This window comes from Pseudoalteromonas piscicida (genome assembly GCF_000238315.3).
In the GTDB taxonomy this organism is placed as follows: Bacteria; Pseudomonadota; Gammaproteobacteria; order Enterobacterales; family Alteromonadaceae; genus Pseudoalteromonas; species Pseudoalteromonas piscicida.
This window is the reverse complement of record NZ_CP011924.1, coordinates 3,816,061-3,838,245: the sequence shown is the minus strand read 5'-3', so window position 1 is coordinate 3,838,245 and position 22,185 is coordinate 3,816,061. Positions and strand designations below refer to the sequence as shown.

Annotated in this window: 18 protein-coding genes and 1 tRNA gene; 12 read left to right on the top strand and 7 right to left on the bottom strand. The window is 42.2% G+C overall.

Annotated elements, in window-relative coordinates:
* Positions 1–10 precede the first annotated feature (10 nt).
* A complete protein-coding gene (locus PPIS_RS17450) occupies positions 11–2,383 on the bottom strand; it encodes an efflux RND transporter permease subunit (RefSeq protein ID WP_010368738.1) in 2,373 nt (790 codons plus the stop codon).
* A gap of 154 nt (positions 2,384–2,537) precedes the next feature.
* Between PPIS_RS17450 and PPIS_RS17445 the strand changes: the two genes are divergently transcribed.
* Both PPIS_RS17445 and PPIS_RS17435 read left to right on the top strand, forming a co-directional pair.
* Positions 2,538–3,494 (top strand): GlxA family transcriptional regulator, encoded by a 957-nt coding sequence (locus PPIS_RS17445; RefSeq protein WP_010368740.1) that lies wholly within the window; start codon positions 2,538–2,540, stop codon positions 3,492–3,494.
* 498 nt (positions 3,495–3,992) lie between these two features.
* On the top strand, positions 3,993–4,286 hold the full coding sequence (locus PPIS_RS17435) for a hypothetical protein (protein ID WP_019647264.1): 294 nt from the start codon (positions 3,993–3,995) through the stop codon (positions 4,284–4,286).
* Between the two features lie 69 nt (positions 4,287–4,355).
* On the opposite strand, the gene PPIS_RS17430 is transcribed toward PPIS_RS17435, so the two are convergent.
* Positions 4,356–4,865 carry a DUF3016 domain-containing protein gene (locus PPIS_RS17430; RefSeq protein WP_010368743.1) on the bottom strand — a complete coding sequence of 170 codons (510 nt, stop codon included), beginning with the start codon at positions 4,863–4,865 and terminating at the stop codon, positions 4,356–4,358.
* A gap of 473 nt (positions 4,866–5,338) precedes the next feature.
* Between PPIS_RS17430 and PPIS_RS17425 the strand changes: the two genes are divergently transcribed.
* From PPIS_RS17425 to PPIS_RS17415, 3 genes are all read left to right on the top strand, one after another.
* On the top strand, positions 5,339–6,277 hold the full coding sequence (locus PPIS_RS17425; RefSeq protein WP_010368745.1) for a hypothetical protein: 939 nt from the start codon (positions 5,339–5,341) through the stop codon (positions 6,275–6,277).
* A gap of 309 nt (positions 6,278–6,586) precedes the next feature.
* The gene (locus PPIS_RS17420) at positions 6,587–8,122 is read left to right on the top strand and encodes a S41 family peptidase (RefSeq protein WP_010368747.1); all 1,536 of its coding nucleotides are present in this window, start codon (positions 6,587–6,589) and stop codon (positions 8,120–8,122) included.
* Positions 8,123–8,880: 758 nt separating this feature from the next.
* On the top strand, positions 8,881–9,387 hold the full coding sequence (locus tag PPIS_RS17415; protein WP_010368749.1) for a hypothetical protein: 507 nt from the start codon (positions 8,881–8,883) through the stop codon (positions 9,385–9,387).
* 19 nt (positions 9,388–9,406) lie between these two features.
* Here PPIS_RS17415 and PPIS_RS17410 read toward each other — a convergent pair whose 3' ends face one another.
* From PPIS_RS17410 to PPIS_RS17395, 4 genes are all read right to left on the bottom strand, one after another.
* Positions 9,407–10,036 carry a hypothetical protein gene (locus PPIS_RS17410; RefSeq protein ID WP_010368750.1) on the bottom strand — a complete coding sequence of 210 codons (630 nt, stop codon included), beginning with the start codon at positions 10,034–10,036 and terminating at the stop codon, positions 9,407–9,409.
* Between the two features lie 302 nt (positions 10,037–10,338).
* Positions 10,339–11,985: a chaperonin GroEL gene (gene groL / locus PPIS_RS17405; protein ID WP_010368752.1), complete on the bottom strand. Its 1,647-nt coding sequence runs from the start codon at positions 11,983–11,985 to the stop codon at positions 10,339–10,341.
* A gap of 50 nt (positions 11,986–12,035) precedes the next feature.
* Entirely contained in the window at positions 12,036–12,323 is a 288-nt protein-coding gene (locus PPIS_RS17400) for a co-chaperone GroES (RefSeq protein WP_010368755.1), read from the bottom strand.
* A gap of 156 nt (positions 12,324–12,479) precedes the next feature.
* Positions 12,480–12,992, bottom strand: coding sequence for an FxsA family protein (locus PPIS_RS17395; protein ID WP_010368758.1), 513 nt, complete (start codon positions 12,990–12,992; stop codon positions 12,480–12,482).
* A gap of 129 nt (positions 12,993–13,121) precedes the next feature.
* On the opposite strand from PPIS_RS17395, the gene cutA reads away from it, so the two are divergent.
* The 7 genes from cutA (at position 13,122) to PPIS_RS17360 (ending at position 21,032) form a co-directional block, all read left to right on the top strand.
* Positions 13,122–13,442, top strand: coding sequence for a divalent-cation tolerance protein CutA (gene cutA, locus PPIS_RS17390; RefSeq protein ID WP_010368760.1), 321 nt, complete (start codon positions 13,122–13,124; stop codon positions 13,440–13,442).
* Positions 13,442–15,268, top strand: a complete 1,827-nt coding sequence (locus PPIS_RS17385; protein ID WP_010368762.1) for a protein-disulfide reductase DsbD — start codon at positions 13,442–13,444, stop codon at positions 15,266–15,268. The genes cutA and PPIS_RS17385 overlap by 1 nt, the downstream gene beginning before the upstream one ends.
* Positions 15,269–15,463: 195 nt before the next feature.
* Entirely contained in the window at positions 15,464–15,925 is a 462-nt protein-coding gene (gene aroQ, locus PPIS_RS17380) for a type II 3-dehydroquinate dehydratase (protein ID WP_010368763.1), read from the top strand.
* A gap of 19 nt (positions 15,926–15,944) precedes the next feature.
* A complete protein-coding gene (accB, locus tag PPIS_RS17375) occupies positions 15,945–16,406 on the top strand; it encodes an acetyl-CoA carboxylase biotin carboxyl carrier protein (RefSeq protein ID WP_010368765.1) in 462 nt (153 codons plus the stop codon).
* A 20-nt stretch (positions 16,407–16,426) separates the two neighbouring features.
* Positions 16,427–17,773 carry an acetyl-CoA carboxylase biotin carboxylase subunit gene (gene accC / locus PPIS_RS17370; RefSeq protein WP_010368767.1) on the top strand — a complete coding sequence of 449 codons (1,347 nt, stop codon included), beginning with the start codon at positions 16,427–16,429 and terminating at the stop codon, positions 17,771–17,773.
* Between the two features lie 2,027 nt (positions 17,774–19,800).
* Positions 19,801–19,877, top strand: a tRNA-Ile gene (locus PPIS_RS17365).
* Positions 19,878–20,285: 408 nt separating this feature from the next.
* Positions 20,286–21,032, top strand: coding sequence for a hypothetical protein (locus tag PPIS_RS17360; RefSeq protein WP_010368769.1), 747 nt, complete (start codon positions 20,286–20,288; stop codon positions 21,030–21,032).
* A gap of 43 nt (positions 21,033–21,075) precedes the next feature.
* Here the strand turns inward: PPIS_RS17360 and PPIS_RS17355 are convergent, their stop codons facing one another.
* Positions 21,076–22,137, bottom strand: coding sequence for a DUF6765 family protein (locus PPIS_RS17355; RefSeq protein WP_010368772.1), 1,062 nt, complete (start codon positions 22,135–22,137; stop codon positions 21,076–21,078).
* Between the last annotated feature and the right edge of the window lie 48 nt (positions 22,138–22,185).

Below are 22,185 nucleotides of genomic sequence, written 5' to 3'. Positions count from 1 at the left end.
TTATTTCTCCTTATGATGCTAGTTGCGCGTTGATCAATCTTTCATCAGCAGCTCGTTGCTCGGCACGGTCAACAAACAAAATGATCGCTGGAAGTAAAATGTTGATGACTAATAGAGCTGCTACCACAGTTAACGCAGACATCAAACCTAAAGAACTATTCAACGAGAAAGAAGACATAGTTAGGACGGTATAACCTGCAATTAACGTAACTGACGTAAATAGCAATGCATTTCCCACATTTTGATACGCGTATTTAATAGCATCGGCAGGGGCAAGGTTAAATTGCTCTTTACCACGCAAGTATTTGATCATGAAGTGAACACAGTTATCGACTATGACACCTAGTGTTGCAGACACCACAATAGAAACTTCCATTCCGGCCTGCCCTCTTAACAGCGTCCAAGCACCAAACGCGAAGATCGCTGGTAATACATTAGGTAATACACTAATAAGGCCATATTTGATGTTACGCATTGCAATAAATACGACAATACAAATCATAATGAGAGATAATAATGTGCCTGTGACCATTCCTTGAATATTCACATCTGACTGGTGAGCAAAGATCACCGTAGCGCCTGAACCAATCGCATGCATATAAGCTGGCGCATTATTTTTTAACCATGCTTCGCCTTTAGCTGCCGCCTCTCTTAGCTCATTAGTTGAAACATCTTTCATCGTAATGACTACCTTCGAGCTAGATTTATCCATATTGATCTGATTGGTTAGATCTAGACCGTATGGTAGTGACATTTCGTATAGCAATAAGTATTGCGCAGCGAGCTCTTTATTTTCAGGTATACGATAAAAGCTTGGATCATCACCATGAAGGTTTTTATTCAATCGCTTCATGGTATCGGTCAAGACACTCACATTATAAACGTTATCAAAGCTACGATAGTATTTCGCAAAATCATCTAGCGTATTTAAATATTCAGCATCACTAATTCCCTGAGAGCCTAAAGACTGAATGTTAAACTCAATACTGTATAATCCTGTTACATTTTTTTGAACAAAGTCTGCATCATTTCTAAACTGTGTTTTGTCAGAGAAATACTCAACCCACCTATCATCTAATTTAAGATTTGGAATAGGGATCATAAAAGCAATAGTTAATGCAGAGAAAATAATAATGACGGTCTTATATTTACTTTCAATAAAGTGAGAGAGTTTTGCCCAAATTTTATCTGAAAACTTTGTGTCTTGCTCTTTTTGCTTAATCCAATTTGGTAAAATATACAGTAAGCAAGGCAATAATGTGATCGATAAAACAAACGCAATAAATACACCAATCGCCGTAATATTGCCTAAGTCATGGTAAGGAGGTGCATCAGCAAAGTTCAAGGCAACAAAACCAATAATTGTTGTTAAACTAGTCAGTAAAATTGGCAAGAAGTTAACCGACATTGACTCTTTAATTACTTCGGCATCGCTCACACCACGGCGTTTGGCAATAACAAAACTCATTATGATATGAACAGAATCAGCAACTGCTAATGTCAGAATAATAGTCGGAGCGATTGAAGATGGAGCCGTAAGCGGGATACCAAGCCAGCCAACAATTCCCATCGTTGTAATAGTCGATAAGTGCACTATTGCAACTGTCATTAATACCTGCAATACAGAGCGGAATAACACCAGCAATATCGCCAACATCACCATATACATAACAGGCATGATGTTCACGATATCTTGCATACCTATCTCAGCAAAAGCGTGGTTTAGCATATGTACGCCAGATAATCGAACTTCTACCGGGTACTGAGCTTCAAGCTCTTGAGCCAATTCTCTCACTGCAGATACGGCCTCAGAAGTCTCCATCGGCGACTTACCTGGAAGCGTTAGCACCACATTGACACCTGTGTGTTCCCCATTTTGAGAAACAATACGGTTTTCCAACATAGGTTCAGCAAGCGCAACCTGACGGATATAATCAATATTAGAGCCGATTAATTCACTTTCAGATTTAAATAAGTGCGCGACAGTAAGATCATCATCATTTGCTACTGTATTTTGATAATTGCTCAATGAGTCAACTCTCGTCGCATAAGGAACTTTCCAAGCTTCTTCCGTTGCATGTAACACAGCAGATAGCACAGCTTTGTCGAATACAGTTCCCCCAGACTTAGGGCTAATAGAAATATAGATGCTATCGGAAAGTGCATAATCACTTTCTAATTCATCCATCGCAGCAATCACAGGTGATGGCGAACCAAAGTAGTACCTGTAGTCACTACTAAAGCCAACCCTGCTTTGTCCAAGACTTGTGGCTATACAAATGGCGACGACTATCAGCGTAACCACATATCGAAAACGTATCAGCAGCTCAGTAAAGCGTTTCATTTTGCTTGGCTGAGATGCAATTTGAGTTTCAATGCTCAAAATAGAACTCCCCTGTCGGATTAAAATCACACTAAATTAACATTACACCCCAAATTGTATGCAAAACGTAAACGTGGTATCATTGCATAATTGGACCAAATACGGACAGTTTCTGACAATGATAAGGATTGGGCTTTTTTTATACCCACATTGCATGCCTGCAGGATTATTTTACTTTTTAGACTTATTAGAGACCGTTAATAATCGGCTATCTCAACCCGCATTTGAGGTATCTTGGGTAGGCTTAGAGAAAACTGAAGTCACATGCGCACACAACATCAAGCTCAACGTCGATAACGTTATCAATGACTATCAATACGACGCGATATTATTACCTGGCTTTTGGGGAAGTACAGATCTCCATTGCTTGCCTATTACCTATGGGCGATTAATTAACGAGCTAAAAAAGTTACCCAGCGAAACGCAAGTTTGGTCATATTGCACCGGCGTCGCATTACACGCGGAGTCTGGGCGCTTAAATCAAACGAAAGCCACGATTACATGGTGGTTAACGGATCAAGCGGCTTCACGCTTTTCTAAAGTAAAATGGAATAATCATTTAGCGTGTATTTATCACCCTGATGGTGACGCTACAACTTCTGGCGCCAATGGCTATTTACAAATATTCCATAATCTTATGCGACATAAATTCGAAGAAAGTGTTGCGCGAGATGTATTCAAATTTTTAGTACTACCTCGACCACATTTAGACTATTTGCCCTTTAGGCACTTGGATCTGGTTTATCTTGACGATCCGTTATTGAAAAAAGTATTTCATTGGGTTGATAAGACACTCGCATGCGACCTATCGGTATCAAACCTTGCAGACCATTTGAACTTAACTGAGCGAACACTAGCAAGAAGGGTCAAGACGCTGCTCAACATGACCGTTCTGAAGCTAATAGAGCAAATCAAGATTAACCGTGCCTGCGAGCTCTTGGTTTTGACATCACAAACAATCAACGTCGTGAGCGATAACTTAGGTTATAACGATGACAGCCAATTTAGGCGGACATTTAAGCGCATAACAGGGCTTACTCCAAAAGAATATAGAAGCCAATTCAAAGATCACGATGAGTTGTCTGAGAAACAACGAGATATGCTTTATTAAGTGTGGTATGCAGCCTAACCTCTAGATTAATACCAATTAGTCTTACTAGTTGCTCAATTTGAAGGAGTAAATCTGACACTAACTGCGTTAAAAATTTCTCATTTAGAGCAACTAAATAACCTGAACTAGGGATAACAACTTGTTCTCTAGCAGTCATCCCTTACTACTGCGTTAAATTTGCTTGCAATAGGCCAGCTATTGACGCACAAATTTGCCTTGTATTTAGAAATAACTTCAGGCTAAAGTGATACTGCAACCTTTAAACTATTGAATTAACTTACTTCTTATCCCGAGTTCAGTTTAAATACCAAAATTTTCGTCTGGTTATCGGCTAGATTTTCTCGCTTCAAAATAGATCTCTTAAGTAAGCGAATTGGTATAAGACGCGACACAATTGAAGCCATGTGTGGTTTAAGGAAATTATTGCCAACTTACTACCTGACATTTAATCCCTAAACCCTTAAAATATGGAGCTTTGAAAATCTGTTTGGAATGACCATGCAAGCCGTTATCGAACAACTTAATGAAAATCTCAAGATCATATACCGCCAAGCGCTGGATGCTGATAAAAAACTCGATGAATTGCAGCAGCAAGGTCATGGTAAGTTTAAAGCGTTATTTAAAGAAGAAGCGGGGTTTACGTTTGAAGCAAAGCGCTTTAAACCTTATGTTTTGGATGTTGCAGCCGACGTTGAAGGCCTATCGACAACTGAAAAAATTGACGAGCAAAAACTCGCACTGGTTGTTAAAAAGTTACAATCCTTACTACAGCTACTGGCTACATTTAAATAGCCAACTAGTTAACCAAACACGCAGCTTGGCCGCTGCGTGTAAGCTTATCTCAAGGCTAATGCCTGTTAATTAACTAACCTTTTTAATCAGGTCATTTTCAAACCAATCAGTTAAGAGACGCTTTTCATAATAAAAGGATTCGTCCATGCCTCTTTTTATTCTATCCATGAACGACATATCTTTTAACGTCACGCCATTTTCCTCTGCGATGGTTTTACCAGACTTATCTGTTAACTTATAGCTAATTTCAAAACGAGGGAAATGGATTGGTTTAATCACCCGAATATCAGTGGTACCGTAATGAACATCACCAGCAAGGTCTATCTCATCAAAGGTAATTGCGAGCTTGTAGCCCTCGGGTAATTTCGTCGCTAATTCTTCTAGATGCTTCTGTAGTTGCTTTTCAACCCGTTTATGAAACGAACCTCGCGTTTCATTACCAGGTCTAACATCGCGATACTCTTTAAAGTCCTTCCAAGTCACAGCGACCTCACCTGCATTGACAAACAAGGGAGTCATAAATAAAGCAAGTATTGCAATTTGTGTTTTCATCTTTGGATCTCCTTCAAACTCTACCATCACCTTACTCCTTCATTGTGCGAAGTAAAGCAAGATCACACCCTTTTACGCAGTGTGACATTTGACTACATTTACATAACCAACCTAAAGCTGTACACAAAAGTTAGCTAGCTGAATGAAAAACTAAGTTCACTAATACTATTCCACCCTAGATAAGTGCTTGCTCAAAAGCAATGTAGGATTTCTGGGAGTTATTAAAAACCAAAGTTAAAGCATTCTAAGGAATCACAATTGCTAGCGTTCAAGTTAGCTTATAGTTAGTAAGACCTAAATTAGGGTAAATCGTTCTCAAACGGATGTAATCAAAGCGGTGTCTTTACGACTACAAGCAATCGTGTAGCTTCATCCTTATGCTCTTTTATCCCCATCAAACCACTGCTATTTATTTTGCATGATAAATCCGCCCACTATTGACATTCACAAAAAACCAACCAAAATACACTTTTTAGAAACACAAAAGGACATTGTTTCAAATGAAGTATTTCTTATATCTCAGTGTGTTAATCATGAGTCTGTGCAGCACTTATGTACATGCTGAAAGAACAGTACTATGTAATGCTTGTAGTCCAGAGCACTCGCAAAAACTAGTAGAAGAAGTCACTCGCTATGAAGGCGAGCGGATATATGTTGTAGATCTCGTTCACTCATCACCTAAAATAACACTTTATAAATCTGTTTTAGACCTAAGTACTGATGAAGTAACTGCACCTAATAAATACCACGCATTTAGTATTGAATATCACGGGCCAGACTCGGTTATGTCACAGCAACTCAAAGAAAAACTAATCGAAGTTCAAAAGACTGTAGAGGTGCTCCGTAAACGGACAGCTGAGATCACGTTACTCGTCAACGAGGAATTTGAAAGTGCATTTCAAATTGCCTTACCCGAGCACAACTTCATAAGTAAAATTGCCACTCGGATTAAAACAGACAAAAAGGTTAAAAATCAATTCACTCTCATTCATACACAACTAAAACAGCTAAAAGCTGATCTGGGTCTAGATATTGGGTTATCATCACTAGGCTTAAACCTGAAACCTGTGTTGGTAATAAATTTTAAAGATGGCACCAATGCTTGGGTGAAGTTGGATTTGCTCACAACTAATGGAACAAGTGTAGCCGTAGAGGGAAGTCTCATAAAAGCACTCGATAAACAAGGCCAGATTATTCCTATTGGTGGTGGCGTCTTAGGGGTTAGGCTTTGGGCCAAAGACAGAGCATTAAATGAGGAAACCGCTGGTAGCATGAAGTGGCTCACCGAATGGCTAAGTAGGGTGGAAGATCGGGGCGTGCCCATATATAACTCAGATAATAGTGGTCAAGGTAATGCTAGCACATCAATTAAAGACTGCCATGTTGTCATAACAAGAAATAAAAAAGGCCAAGAGCAGGTATCGCTAGTTTGTAGCTAACTTGAGATTGGATTAAGAATAAGATAACTAATCCTTTAAGTTCACTTTCAATTATCCAAGTGGTAACTAGGTAAATTAGTGCATCAATAGCTCACTATTGGTCATGGGTTTAGCGCAATTCGCACCAAAAGTGATTTGTTTGCAATAGTAAGTGAGTTGGTAAGCTGAGCAATCAGCCTTCTATTTTGATGATTTTTTAGGTCGAGATTTATCCTGTCATATTGCGCTTGTCATTGTGAAAGAGCTCACTATCTCTCGATTTTTTGTGCTGTGTTAAATAGTCAAATTATAATAATTAAAAGCACCTATATGAAAAAAACAATTAACACCTACCTTGGAACGTTAGCGAGCTGCCTTTGTGTGCTTGCAACGAATTCTCATGCGCTTGGAAATGACAACGATTCAATCGACAACCTGCCTAGCACAGCTCTGCAGTGGCAAGCTGTTGCAAAACAAGATATCCATTACGCCTATCAGCAATCAGCTACTAACCACCCCGGTATGTTGGATAGCCACAATCCTGGCTTTGCACAGTTACTTGAAAACGCAAAGCAACAAGCCTTAGTGCTTGCTGAAAAGATCAAAAATACCTCAGGCTATGAGGCCACAATTGCCCGTTTTAATACGGTTTTACAGGATGGTCATGCTGGCGCTGTGGCGGTTTTACCAAAATCGGTGAGGCAACCTAGACGTTGGCCGGGGTTCTCGGTAGTCTGGCGTGGTGATGGTTTAAAAGTGTATTACAGCGAGCATGATAAAGTGACTAAGGGCGACAAGATCATAAGCTGTAATGATACACCTATTAAGCCGTTAATGCGTAACACGTTGTTTAAGTTTCATGGTCAAGTTGAGCAGCCAGGTCATTGGTGGAATCAAGGGTGGCGATTATTAATCGACGACGGTAATCCATTTTTACCACCATTAAAAACATGCGACTTTGTGCAATCGAGTGGCGTGGCCTACAGTCTACAATTACAGTGGGTAGAACGACCAGATAGTGTTAGTCAACATCTAGTAAATGCTTACAATGGCGATAAGTTGGAGGTCGGTTTACATTGGCCTGTCGAAGATATAGCCTGGATAGCAATGCCCACCTTTGCACCTAACGAAACAGAAAAATCAAATTACCAGCAACTATTTGCTGACTTAGCTAGGCAACGCGAACAACTTCTCACAGCTACAGCTGTGGTATTAGACCTTCGTCATAATCAAGGTGGTTCAACGTATTGGAGTTTGAAAATCGCCGAGCAATTATGGGGGCAGCAAATCGTTAATTATCGAAAAGATAAACATGACGAAAAATCACAGGTGTGGTGGCGAGCATCAAAAGATAATACTCAGTATGTAGAGTCGTTAATAACTGTATTACGCGACCAGCCTGAGATGCATGAAATGGTGAAAGCAGTGTCTGTAGGTATGCGTGCATCCTTAGAGGCTGGAAAGCCATTTTATGTAGAGCATAAGCCACAAGCAAACAATGCTTCAAAGCAGCTAGCTGAAAGTGACTTTAAAAATAAAGCGATAGTGATCGTGCCGGGGCAATGTGGCAGCGCCTGTCTGGATGCTGTCGATACTTTTAAGTTGTTTTCAAATACAGTGTTATTTGGCGCCCCAAGTAGCTCAGATTCAACCTATATGGATGTAAGGTTGGTTGATACCCCATCAGGCTTGAGCAAGGTCATTATTCCTAATAAAGTCTATGTAAATAGAGCTCGTGGCAATGGTGATTTTTATCAACCTGACATCCCATTTAATGAGGTCGAGTGGACAACAGACGCCTTATTAGAGGGAATCAAAAAGTGGCCGGTAGTGAGGGAGTTGGTGAATAAAGATATAAAGCACTAAAAACTTTGATGCTCTGCTATGAAATTGAAAAATTAAATCACGAAAAATAACACAAGAGAATAAAGACCTTATCTATCATTACACATCTGCTGAAGAGCGAGTGGGTATTCTTACGAATAAGCAGTTATGGGCTACACATCCACGGTGTTTGGATGATATAGGGGCGTTTATTTATATTCTTGGGGGATAAATAAAAGCAGCAAGGTGCTATAGAGAAAAAGTTTGGGAATTATTACTCATGGAGTCGAGTACCTCAAAGAAATAGAAGTTCATTTGCCTGAGCGTGTAGAACCTAGTATCAAATATAAAAAGCACAAACCCAGCCGAAGCTGGGTTTTTAAAGCGTGTAGTGCTTAGGAGATGATGTTTACATCATGCCGCCCATACAGAGCTTAAGCTTTTGTTTCTATTTAACTATTAACATGGGAAAAAGTGGCGATACCCCACTTAATACCCCTCGGATGAAATAAAGGATAAATTTATTTATTTTTCACCCAGTTACCTATATCAATAGCGCGCTAACAACAACTCTAAGGCTCTGAAGCAATTCAATATAAATTATTTAATAACAAATTGTTATGATACTGGCAATCATATAATTAGAAGTAAATTTCGAACTACCTTGTATTGTAATAGGAACATAGATAAATTAAAATTTTCTCCGAGTTTGATTCTGAGAAAAGGCTTTCAAGAGTCAAGTTACAAAATCACTCTCTTTTTCTCATCATACAAAATAACTTCAAGGACAAAGGAATATTATGAAAGTTACCGGTTTATTAAAATCGCTTATGTTAGCGACATTGGTTAGCACTTCTGCTATATCTTATGCTCAAGCCGAAGGAGGATTAGTTCAAAGAGCTGAAGCGGTCGCTAAAGCTGAAGGTATTACTATGGCTGAGCTGCTAGACCGTTCTGAAAGTGGCGAGCTAGACGTAAATCAAAGAGCAGCTGAATTAAATGCTGAATGGGGACGCTGCGAGACCTATAAATATACAAAGTATGCAAGTGCTAAAGTAGATCAAGAAATTACTCTTACCAATTTTTCAAGCTTTGGCGGTACTTGTAATTCTTACTTTTTCACAATAGAAAGAAACTATGATGGCCATGATATGGAATTAATTTTATACCGTGATGATAGAGAAATTGATCGAGGTACTCATATCGGAAGATACCTTCCTCGTGGCAGCTATAGATTAACTCTGAAAAACAACGGTGGCGGTACAAGTATACGTGGCGGTGTACGTTACGAATACCGCGAGAATTAATTTATATTACGCAGGCTAATTAAGCCTGCGTATCAACAAGTTTAGTTTCTTGGCTTTTTAGGAAATTGATCACCTTCTCTTGATACTCTTGGAGAAAAGATTCTGAAGTGATTTTAGCAACTGTTTGCTGTTTCTTTTGAACATTACCCAACACACCATGAAATGAGCGGTAGTTCTCTTTTTCCATTTGCGCCGCGCCTTCTACATGATCTACAAAGAAGTCGATAATATTTATTTTTTCGTCAGGCTTGAAACCTTTTTCCTCAAAATTGACACCATCTAAAGAACCTTTCACCCCCATTACATCATCCCAAAATGTGTCACGTAAGCTCCCTGTATACCCACTCGAGCGTGCCATATCAGACTCCAACGTTCGAATTGCGTCAACAATACCTTTAAATTCATTGATAGACATATTCTCAAAATCAAAGCCCTCAGGATTAAGTAGAGCGCTGTATGGTGAACTGCTCGGTGCATCACCTGTAAATGCAGCAATAGACACAGACTCGTCAGATACTTGTTTCTCTTTGGTATCTTTAATCTGATTTGGTTCTGGTTCCTTTTTTACGGGCGCAGCAAACGGTTGTGTAGGTGTTGATGTTGGCGCATTCGTTGTTGACGCCGAATGGATATTAAAATGAATAGTCATAAAAGCTCCTTTTCGTATTGCCTTAGTATCGGCAGTATTCCTATTTTACTTTAGCATATTGTGTTGGATTTTATGGTTGTTATACATCGGTTTATTAGCCCACCTAAGCATGTTCCTGCTACTAGTCCATTTGTGTGAAACAGCACAAAGCACATTTTTTTACAACACATGGGACTTAAATCGATACCCCACTTTATATCCCTAAAATAATGACGCTTGAGCAAATTTCAGGCATAAAAAAACCCTAACATCAAACTGTTAGGGTTTTTCTAAAGCGTGTAGTGCTTAGGAGATGATGTTTATTACATCATGCCGCCCATGCCACCCATTCCGCCCATGCCGCCCATATCTGGACCAGCAGTTTCTTCTTTCGGAATTTCAGCAACCATCGCTTCAGTGGTGATCATTAGACCAGCAACTGATGCTGCGAACTGAAGTGCAGAACGCGTTACTTTAGTTGGGTCTAGGATACCCATTTCGATCATGTCGCTGTATTCGCCAGTTGCAGCGTTGTAACCGTAGTTACCTTCGCCAGCTTTAACTGCGTTAACCACAACTGATGCTTCGTCACCTGCGTTTGAAACGATTTGACGAAGTGGTGCTTCCATCGCACGAAGTGCCACTTTAATACCGTGGTTTTGGTCTTCGTTATCACCCGTTAGCGATTCAAGCTTGCTCGCAACGCGAACTAGCGCAACACCACCACCAGGTACTACACCTTCTTCAACCGCTGCGCGAGTTGCGTGTAGCGCATCTTCTACGCGGTCTTTTTTCTCTTTCATTTCAACTTCAGTTGCTGCGCCAACTTTGATTACTGCAACACCGCCTGCAAGTTTTGCCATGCGCTCTTGTAGTTTCTCTTTGTCGTAGTCAGAAGTTGCTTCTTCGATTTGTGCTTTGATCTGAGATACGCGACCATCGATTGCTTCTTGCTCGCCAGCACCGTCGATGATAGTTGTATCATCTTTAGTGATAACCACGCGCTTAGCTGTACCTAGGTCTTCAACCGTAGCTTTCTCAAGCTCAAGGCCAATTTCTTCAGAGATAACTGTACCACCAGTTAGTGTCGCGATATCTTGAAGCATCGCTTTACGACGATCACCAAAGCCAGGCGCTTTAACCGCTGCAACTTTCACGATGCCACGCATGTTGTTTACAACCAGAGTTGCCAGCGCTTCACCTTCAAGGTCTTCAGCAATGATTAGTAGCGGCTTGCTTGTTTTCGCAACAGCTTCAAGTGTAGGTAGAAGCTCACGAATGTTTGAGATCTTCTTGTCTACTAGAAGAATATGTGGGTTATCTAGCTCAACTTGGCCTTTTTCAGCGTTGTTGATGAAGTACGGAGAAAGGTAACCACGGTCAAACTGCATACCTTCAACTACATCTAGTTCGTTCTGTAGTGATTGGCCTTCTTCTACAGTGATAACACCAGACTCGCGACCTACTTTTTCCATTGCTTCTGCAATGATGTCACCAATCTCTTTGTCAGAGTTAGCTGAAATTGTACCAACTTGTGCAATCGCTTTTGCGTCTGAACAAGGTACTGAAAGTGTTTTTAACTCTTCAACTGCAGCGATAACTGCTTTGTCGATACCACGCTTAAGGTCCATTGGGTTCATACCCGCAGCAACTGACTTAAGACCTTCGTTCACGATAGCTTGCGCAAGAACCGTTGCAGTTGTAGTACCGTCACCCGCTGCGTCATTTGCTTTAGACGCAACTTCTTTAACCATTTGTGCGCCCATGTTCTCGAACTTATCTTCAAGCTCGATCTCTTTCGCAACAGATACACCGTCTTTTGTGATAGTTGGTGCACCGAATGACTTTTCTAAAACAACGTTACGGCCTTTAGGACCTAGTGTTACTTTTACTGCGTCTGCTAGTACGTTTACGCCTTTTAGCATTTTTGTACGAGCGTCACCTGCAAAACGAACTTCTTTAGCTGCCATGTTATAAATTCCTCTTAAATTCTGTTGTCGATTAAACTAAAAAGTATTAATTATTCTACGATGCCTAAGATGTTATCTTCGCGCATGATCAGGTACTCTTGACCTTCGATCTTTTCAGTTTTTTCGATGTAAGAGCCGAACAACACTGTGTCGCCAGCTTTTACTTGTAGTGCTTTAGTTTCACCATTGTCCAACACGCGGCCGTTGCCTACTGCAACTACTTCACCACGTGAAGACTTTTCAGCTGCAGAACCAGTTAACACAATGCCGCCAGCTGACTTTGTTTCTTCTTCAAGACGCTTAACAATGACGCGATCATGTAAAGGACGAATGTTCATTTATATAGTTCTCCTAACAGTTTCTGAACAATGACAGAAATAATGCTTTTTTAAGGCGGTGTTACATCCACAGGTTGTGGTTAACACACGCAATTTTAATTGCTTTCATTTATGGGGATGGGCAAATTAAAACCCAAGAGAAAAAACCAAAAAAATTTAGTCTTTTCTTTCGTATTCACCTTCAATCGTTGTTGAAGAATTTCTACCCGATTGATTTTTATATGGATCTCTAATTTCTTCTTGCTGCTCCGGACGCTCATCGCGTGATTGACTAGCAAACGGTGACTGGCCTGAATGCATGCCTGTTTGCACTCTTACGGTGGCATGAGCTAAAAGCGACTGCGCCAGCTTTTTTCTAACGGCTGGAGTTAACAGTAAAAAACCTAATACATCGGTCATGATCCCAGGCGTCATCAATAGCACGCCGGCAATAATCACACACAAACCGGTAAATAAATCTTGTGCAGGCAATTGCCCACGAGACATCTGTTGCTGTACGTTGACATAAGCGCCAAAACCCTGCTGTTTCACTAGTCTTGCCCCTAAAATAGCGGTACCAATTACAAGCGCAATGGTAGCAAAACCGCCTATCACCTCGCTGACTTGGATCAGCAAAGCAATTTCAATAATCGGAATAGCGATAAATAAAATAAATAAGAATCTAAACATACTTTCTCCAAATCTACGAAAGATAAATATGGGTGCTAAGGTCTTAATTCAAGCGATATAAGTAAGACGCTTTAGAAAAGAGGCGCTATCCGCTAAGATGCCATTACTAACCCTAAAATGGAAATGGCAATGGGCGTAAGATATAAACTCGTCTTATCTACATGCGATTCAGTTACTGAAGCGCGTAAGATTGCAACGCAACTTGTAGAGCAAAAACTTGCAGCTTGTGTGAACCTAATCCCAGCAGTGGAATCTATTTATGTTTGGGAAGGTCAGGTTGAACATGCACAAGAAACCAAGCTGTTAATCAAGACAAAATCCGAAAAACTAGAGCAAGTGATGGCCGCGATTCGTGAACTACACAGTTATGATGTTCCAGAAATTCAAGTCGTGGACGTAACCAGCGGCAACTTAGCTTATTTCAAATGGATGGACGAGGTATTATTGTAATGCGACTCTTAGTAGTTCTTTTCTCATTGCTGATGTGGTTTCCCGCGCAAGCAAACAATGCAGTGCTAGACAGCTTACTGGCTCCTAAACAACAGACTTTTTTACCAGTAAAAGAAGCATTCAAGTTCGATTTTGACCAACAAGGCAACACCTTGTTTGTAGGTTGGGACATCGCCGACGGCTATTACTTATATAAGAAGAATCTTCAAATTATCGCCAAACAAGCCGACATCCAAGTGCCGGAGCTTGAGCAAGGAAAGATGATTGAAGATGAGTTTTTTGGTCGCACTGAAGTCTACTTTAATAACTTATCCGTTATCTCTAAGCTCAGTAATATCGAGCAAGGTGCAATCGTAAAAATACGCTATCAAGGCTGCGCCGAAGCGGGGCTTTGCTATCCGCCAGAAATTGTTGAAGTGCCGCTAAGCACGATTGCCGGAGAAAAGCCAAAGACCACCTCAACCAAAGCTCCTGAAACGAAAGCACCTGAGAAAAAAGCAGAAGTTCAAAGCGAAAGCGCGCCTGTGGATAACGATAATTTATCTTTCACTGAGCAGTTAATGCAGCGCAGCTTACTTGCGAATATTTTGACGTTCTTTGGCCTTGGTATTGGCCTTGCGTTTACCCCTTGTGTATTCCCGATGTTCCCTATTTTGTCGAGCCTCATCGCCGGTCAACAAGGTCTTTCGACTAAAAAAGCCTTCAGTTTGTCTTTTATTTATGTGCAAGGTATGGCGGTCACTTACGCTGCGCTTGGGTTAGTCGTTGCGTATTTCGGTGGCCAAATTCAAGGCTACTTGCAGCATCCAGCGGTACTTATCAGCTTTAGTATATTGTTCGTCGCACTTGCGCTATCTATGTTTGGGGTTTACGAAATTCGTTTGCCTAGCGGCATGATGGATAAACTCACTCAGCTCAGTAACAAGCAAAAAGGCGGCAATTACTGGGGCGTATTCATTATGGGTGTGCTTTCTGGACTTATTGCATCGCCTTGCACCACGGCTCCACTTTCTGGCGCGCTATTATTTGTCGCGCAAAGTGGTGATTATGTGGTGGGCGCGGTAACGCTATATGCCCTTAGCTTGGGCATGGGCCTACCGCTATTACTGCTAGGTACCTCAGGTGGAAAATTACTACCAAAAGCAGGTGGCTGGATGGATCAGGTCAAAACGCTATTTGGTTTTGTGATGCTCTTCGTACCGCTTATCCTTTTAGAGCGCATACTCGATGCGACAGTGATTATCTCACTTGCCGGTGGCCTCGCCGTAGCGACAGCACTCTACTTGCATTATTGGCAAAGCCAATTACAGGCAGGCAAAGGTAAAACCACATTATGGGGCTTCGCGATCACCCTGTTTATTGTTGGTTTATATGCATTAAAAACAAGCCTGTTTCCAGCACCTGCAGCTGTTGTAAGTACTGCATCGACTCAAACCGAGACCGTTACCGGAGAGCAGAAGTTTAAGCTACTACCTGACTTAGCCGCGCTTAAAGTCGCCGTTGCTGAGGCCAATGCTAAAGGCAAAGTGCCTATCGTTGATTTATACGCAGAGTGGTGTGTTGCGTGTAAAGAGTTTGAAAAATACACTTTCCCGAAACCTGAAGTACAAGCACAGTTCAAAGATTATGAGCTATTAAAGCTCGATTTGACCAAGGCCAATGACAACACCCAAGAGATCATGGAAGCATTTACGGTGTTTGGTTTACCGACTATTTTAATCTTTGATAGCCAAGGTAATGAGATGCCAGCACACCGCATCACAGGCTTTTTAGACGCAAAAGACTTTGCTGCCCACCTAGAAAAGGCCAAGCAGGACGCAAAGTAACCATTTTAGGGGCAAGCTTGTTTGCCCCTCTACCCTTCTGATTAGACCAGTATTTTGCTGCTATTTACCTCGAACTCTCTATAATACTCCACGAAATGGAGAAATATTTGCTATTTGCTGGAATTCGGCTTAAGTTAACAAGCCATACAGTCTAAATTTTTGGCTAATGCTTTAGTTAAAGGAAGTTCGCGTAATATGTCTGCAAAATTAAAGATTTTATTAGTAAACGGCCCTAATTTAAATATGCTAGGTCGCCGTGAGCCGCACAAGTACGGCACGCAGACTCTCAACGAAATTGTTGACGCATTAACTGAATATGCAGAAGCACAGCAAGTCAGCTTGTCACACATTCAAAGTAATAGTGAAGCGCAGCTAATCGAGGCTATTCACGCTCAATATGAACAATGCGATGCGATTATCATTAATCCCGCCGCATTTACCCATACGAGCATTGCCCTTCGAGACGCTTTACTCAGTGTGGACATCCCTTTTTATGAAGTACACATCACCAATGTGTACGCCAGAGAGCCATTTCGCCACAAGTCTTATTTTTCTGATGTGGCGGAAGGCGTGATATGTGGATTAGGCGCGTTGGGCTATCGTGCTGCATTTGATGCAGCGTTAGCGCAATTGCGAAAACAAAATAACTCAAATTAACTAACAGGCGGGTCATTGTATGGATATTCGCAAGATCAAAAAACTTATCGAGCTAGTAGAAGAATCAGGTATTGCAGAGCTAGAAATCACTGAAGGTGAAGAGTCAGTACGTATCAATCGCCACAGCAGTGCACCAGTTTATGCGCAACCTCAACAATACATGGCAGCTCCAGCGGCACCTGCACCAGCAGCACCAGCGGCGGCTCCTGCAGTAGAAGCAGCACCAGCAGAAAGCAGCGCACCTGCAGGTCACCAAGTTAAGTCTCCTATGGTTGGTACTTTCTACACAGCTTCTTCTCCAACAGCAGCGGCATACGTTGAAGTAGGTTCAAAAGTAAATGTTGGCGACACACTTTGTATCGTTGAAGCCATGAAGATGATGAACCAGATCGAATCAGACAAAGCTGGTGTAGTGAAAGCAATCCTAGTTGAAAACGGTGAGCCAGTAGAATTCGACCAACCGCTATTCATCATCGAATAATTACGCAGAAGGTCAACGTTATGTTAGATAAAGTAGTCATTGCAAACCGAGGTGAAATTGCACTTCGCGTATTGCGTGCCTGCAAGGAGCTAGGTATTAAGACGGTTGCTGTGCACTCAACAGCTGACCGCGACCTAAAACACGTTCTTCTTGCGGATGAAACCATTTGTATCGGTAAACCTGCGGCAAGCGAAAGCTACCTTGATATTCCTCGTATTATCGCGGCAGCCGAAGTCACAGACGCGGTTGCTATTCACCCAGGTTACGGTTTCCTTTCTGAAAATGCCGACTTTGCAGACCAAGTTGAGCAAAGTGGCTTTATCTTTATCGGTCCAAAGGGCGACACTATTCGTCTAATGGGTGATAAAGTATCAGCAATTGAAGCGATGAGAAAAGCAGGCGTACCTTGCGTGCCAGGTTCTGATGGTCCATTGACCGATGACAACGACCGCAATACGCAGATCGCTAAGCGTATCGGCTACCCAGTTATCATCAAAGCGGCTGGCGGCGGCGGTGGTCGTGGTATGCGTGTCGTTCGCAACGAGAAAGAACTCGCAAACTCTATCGCCTTAACACAACAAGAAGCGAAGCAGTTCTTCGGTAACGGCATGGTTTACATGGAAAAATTTCTAGAAAACCCACGCCATATCGAAGTACAAGTACTCGCTGACGGTCAAGGCAATGCAATCCACCTAGGTGAGCGCGACTGTTCAATGCAGCGTCGTCACCAAAAAGTAGTGGAAGAAGCACCTGCACCAGGGATCACAGCTGAAATGCGTAAGTACATTGGTGATCGCTGTACTCGTGCGTGTATCGAGATTGGTTATCGCGGTGCAGGTACGTTTGAATTCTTATACGAAAACGGCGAGTTCTACTTCATTGAAATGAACACCCGTATTCAGGTTGAGCACCCAGTAACTGAAATGGTCACTGGCGTAGACTTAATCAAAGAGCAACTTAAGATTGCTGCTGGTCAACCGCTTTCTATCACACAAGAAGACGTGGTGATCCGTGGTCACGCAATCGAGTGCCGTATTAACGCAGAAGATCCAGAAAACTTTATCCCTTCACCGGGTAAAATTACACGCTTCCACCCAGCAGGTGGCCTTGGGATCCGTTGGGACAGCCATATTTACGCTGATTACACAGTACCGCCACATTACGACTCAATGATCGGTAAGTTAATCACTTATGGTGAGAACCGTGATGTTGCGATCGCTCGTGCTAAAAACGCACTGAATGAGCTAGTGATTGACGGGATTAAAACCAATACCCCGCTTCACAAGAAGATCTTGTCTGACGAGAACTTCCAAAACGGTGGTACGAATATCCACTACCTAGAGAAAAAACTAGGCATGCACCAATAACCTAATTCGTTCTCCTAAAAGAGGCCGGCCAATTGCCGGCTTCTTTTATCTCTGCCCTACTTCCAACGAACGTTACTGCTTGCTCATCTTGTGTTTACAGCAAAAATCCAACCCGAATTCTAAGAGACTCTATTTTTTCACTGCAAAACCAGACTAGTACTTACCTCGCCATTTTAATGATCCGCACAGCTCAACACCCGAACCACTACAACATTGGCTTAATATTGAGCGATCAATCCATTCGCCCCGACTTTTTCACGTTTTAATAGTGACAAGCCTGTTAAAAATTTTTATACTGCCTGCGCTTTCAGTGATTTACCTTTAAATCACTACAGCAAATAGCCCTATAGCTCAGTTGGGTAAACTTTCAAAGAAAGTTTACGTCGAGGAAGCGAAGGGATATTAGCGCAGCGACCCTGAGTGTTGAATCCGAGACCGGAACCAAGCTTCATGCATGAATATAACGCGCAAAAATACAAAATGGCCCTATAGCTCAGCTGGGTAAACTTTCAAAGAAAGTTTACGTCGAGGAAGCGAAGGGATATTAGCGCAGCGACTCTGAGTGTTGAATCCGAGACCGGAACCAAGCTTCATGCATGAATATAACGCGCAAAAATACAAAATGGCCCTATAGCTCAGCTGGGTAAACTTTCAAAGAAAGTTTACGTCGAGGAAGCGAAGGGATATTAGCGCAGCGACTCTGAGTGTTGAATCCGAGACCGGAACCAAGCTTCATGCATGAATATAACGCGCAAAAATACAAAATGGCCCTATAGCTCAGCTGGGTAAACTTTCAAAGAAAGTTTACGTCGAGGAAGCGAAGGGATATTAGCGCAGCGACTCTGAGTGTTGAATCCGAGACCGGAACCAAGCTTCATGCATGAATATAACGCGCAAAAATACAAAATGGCCCTATAGCTCAGCTGGGTAAACTTTCAAAGAAAGTTTACGTCGAGGAAGCGAAGGGATATTAGCGCAGCGACTCTGAGTGTTGAATCCGAGACCGGAACCAAGCTTCATGCATGAATATAACGCGCAAAAATACAAAATGGCCCTATAGCTCAGCTGGGTAAACTTTCAAAGAAAGTTTACGTCGAGGAAGCGAAGGGATATTAGCGCAGCGACTCTGAGTGTTGAATCCGAGACCGGAACCAAGCTTCATGCATGAATATAACGCGCAAAAATACAAAATGGCCCTATAGCTCAGCTGGGTAAACTTTCAAAGAAAGTTTACGTCGAGGAAGCGAAGGGATATTAGCGCAGCGACTCTGAGTGTTGAATCCGAGACCGGAACCAAGCTTCATGCATGAATATAACGCGCAAAAATACAAAATGGCCCTATAGCTCAGCTGGGTAAACTTTCAAAGAAAGTTTACGTCGAGGAAGCGAAGGGATATTAGCGCAGCGACCCTGAGTGTTGAATCCGAGACCGGAACCAAGCTTCATGGACGAATATAACGCGCAAAAATACAAAATGGCCCTATAGCTCAGCTGGGTAAACTTTCAAAGAAAGTTTACGTCGAGGAAGCGAAGGGATATTAGCGCAGCGACCCTGAGTGTTGAATCCGAGACCGGAACCAAGCTTCATGGACGAATATAACGCGCAAAAATACAAAATGGCCCTATAGCTCAGCTGGGTAAACTTTCAAAGAAAGTTTACGTCGAGGAAGCGAAGGGATATTAGCGCAGCGACCCTGAGTGTTGAATCCGAGACCGGAACCAAGCTTCATGGACGAATATAACGCGCAAAAATACAAAATGGCCCTATAGCTCAGCTGGGTAAACTTTCAAAGAAAGTTTACGTCGAGGAAGCGAAGGGATATTAGCGCAGCGACCCTGAGTGTTGAATCCGAGACCGGAACCAAGCTTCATGGATGAATATAACGCGCAAAAATACAAAATGGCCCTATAGCTCAGTTGGGCAAATCAAGACCGAAGCAGCGCTTCGCAGCTTGATGAGGTGGAGGCAGGACGCCGACAGGATATTGCTTCATGGATGAATTTAATGAGCACTTACAATACAAAATGGCCCTATAGCTCAGTTGGTTAGAGCGCACGACTCATAATCGTTAGGTCCCTGGTTCGAGTCCAGGTGGGGCCACCATTTTCTTACCTTACGTCTTTTGCACTCTTTTTTAACGTACTGCTTAAATCAATATTCAAAAGCTTATTTGATTGCAAACTATAAAGATATTGGCTCCTTAGCCCTAAACTTTAAAGTTGCACAGCTTTAATCCAAAGCAGGTACAAACACAACTTTCAATCCACATCATAAAATACTGAAACCTAGTAACTAGAGCGTCAGATGACTCGACCCCCTACCCACTTGAACTCCATTCATCTAACGCTGGCTAAACTCTAAGTATTTATATCCACATCACGTACCAATACACATAGCGGTTGCAGTAATTAGATAGTTGCCAGAACCAGAAAAATCAAAAAGTTGCATGAAGTTACAGTTACCTTATATTGAAACTGAATAAAAAACAAACACAACTGTAAAGGAAAGACTATGGTTACATTCAACACTCGACTGCTTGCTATGGCATTGGCTTGTAGTTCCACTTCGGTTTTGGCTACACAGGTATTTTATGATCAGGATGGTGCGGGAGATCATTCGCAGTATCAGGGCGCACCTGTCGATTTTATCTCAGCTCGTGCAGGCACAACTGAGTACTTTAATGCGCTCACGGGCGGCTTAGCGGTGGATGAATGCCATCAATTTGAAGTGGTTAATACACAAACCGGCGATTTGATTGCTCCTCTCACATTCAACGCGCCCTTTATTTCTGGCCCACTACCTGCGGAGCATAAGCTGACAGAAAAGTCGGTTAAACTCAGCTGCACCTTGCCCTCAGGTGAAGAGGCGATTGTATATCACAAGATACCCAAGGCTCCCGCCATTGTATGGCACAGTGAAATCACAGTGGCTGATTGGCAAACGCCGAGCAATGGCCCAGGGTATTTTGCAGATGTTCAATATACAGGCTTGATTAATATTAATAACAACTCACATCAAGGCCAGTGCCGTAAAACCAACTACGTCAGTGGTAACCCAGAATTTTTCAATGAAAGACATCAAGGTGGATTTTATAGTGATGTCTTGAATGTTGTGGGTGAGGCTAAATACAGTGGTTTTTATAAAGTGCTGGTGACAGAATTAATTTGTAAAAACTCGGGTGGTACGACTCGCCTTGTCGAAACTTGGCATATTAACCAAAATTCACAATCCCGCGAGCTTTCTTCCGAGCTATTTTAAACACAAAAATAGTGCAGCCTTGCTGCACTTACTTTACTGAAGCTTAGCTCACACAAATTCCGTATTTGGGTAAAATATCATCAATGACACAGAGGCGATGCTTTTTGGCTGCATCGTGAAAATACTTCCAGTTAGAAGTTAAGAATTCACTGCGAAATGAATAGCTATCGTCGTCACCTTTAGCACGGGTTGTACCTAGCGCTTGGTGTTTCCACGACCCTTCACCTTTTGCAATGTAAGTTAGGGTATAACTTCCAAGCCCAAATCGGTTAGCTTCAATGGCATCAAGCCACAGTTGATGACGTTCTTCACCATCATCCATATCAAATTCAGCAAAGCACTGCGCTATTTTTTGCTTTAATGACTCACTCAAACCCCTTGTAGCCTCGCCTAGATAGTCTTGATAGACTTTACAGAGCTCATCGGCTGCGACCAGAAAATCGCTTGGATTATCTCGCACCACTTTCTCGCCCAATCCGTTGATGTAACTCCACTGCTGATGAGGCTGATCAGGGTGGGAAAGCGCCTGCCCATGTCCTAAACTTGGAATATCATCTTGAAAAACATCAGAAAAGTATTCGCTTATTCGCTCGCGCCAAGTCTCTTCTGCTTCACCATTCAAGTCCATTATTTCAGTCACTTCATTGACTTCATGCTGTATGCCAGCAAATCCCTGATGCCCCCAAGTATCAATAAAGACATGAGAGGTAATACCAAGACGGTGCAATCCATAAGGCCTATGCTTATCTGCAATACACTCAGCGACCATATCTTTTGCTACATGGGAATGTGGCTTACACACTAGCTTTTGAATAAAGGTGCCCGACGGATTTTGCCCAGCAGGTAACCCCCCATTACCCGGTAGGAAATGAAAAGGTACCCACACTTTCATGTTCTTTAAGCTGTCTAGGTTTTTATAATCGAGCATCTTATGGGCGGTTGCGATGCGCTCGTAAGCAGCACCGTTATCAAACTTGATGTGACCATAGTTTGTTGCATCATCTACGTATTGTGCCGCGTGAGCAATAATTTCAGCCTCTTGGTCAGTGAATCCCGCCGCGCGTGCGACCACCCATGTCATGCCATGATGTAAATCAATTTGCATTTTTCGTTGTCCTTCTCTTTTCCTTTATCGCCACAGTGTAGTCCGTGA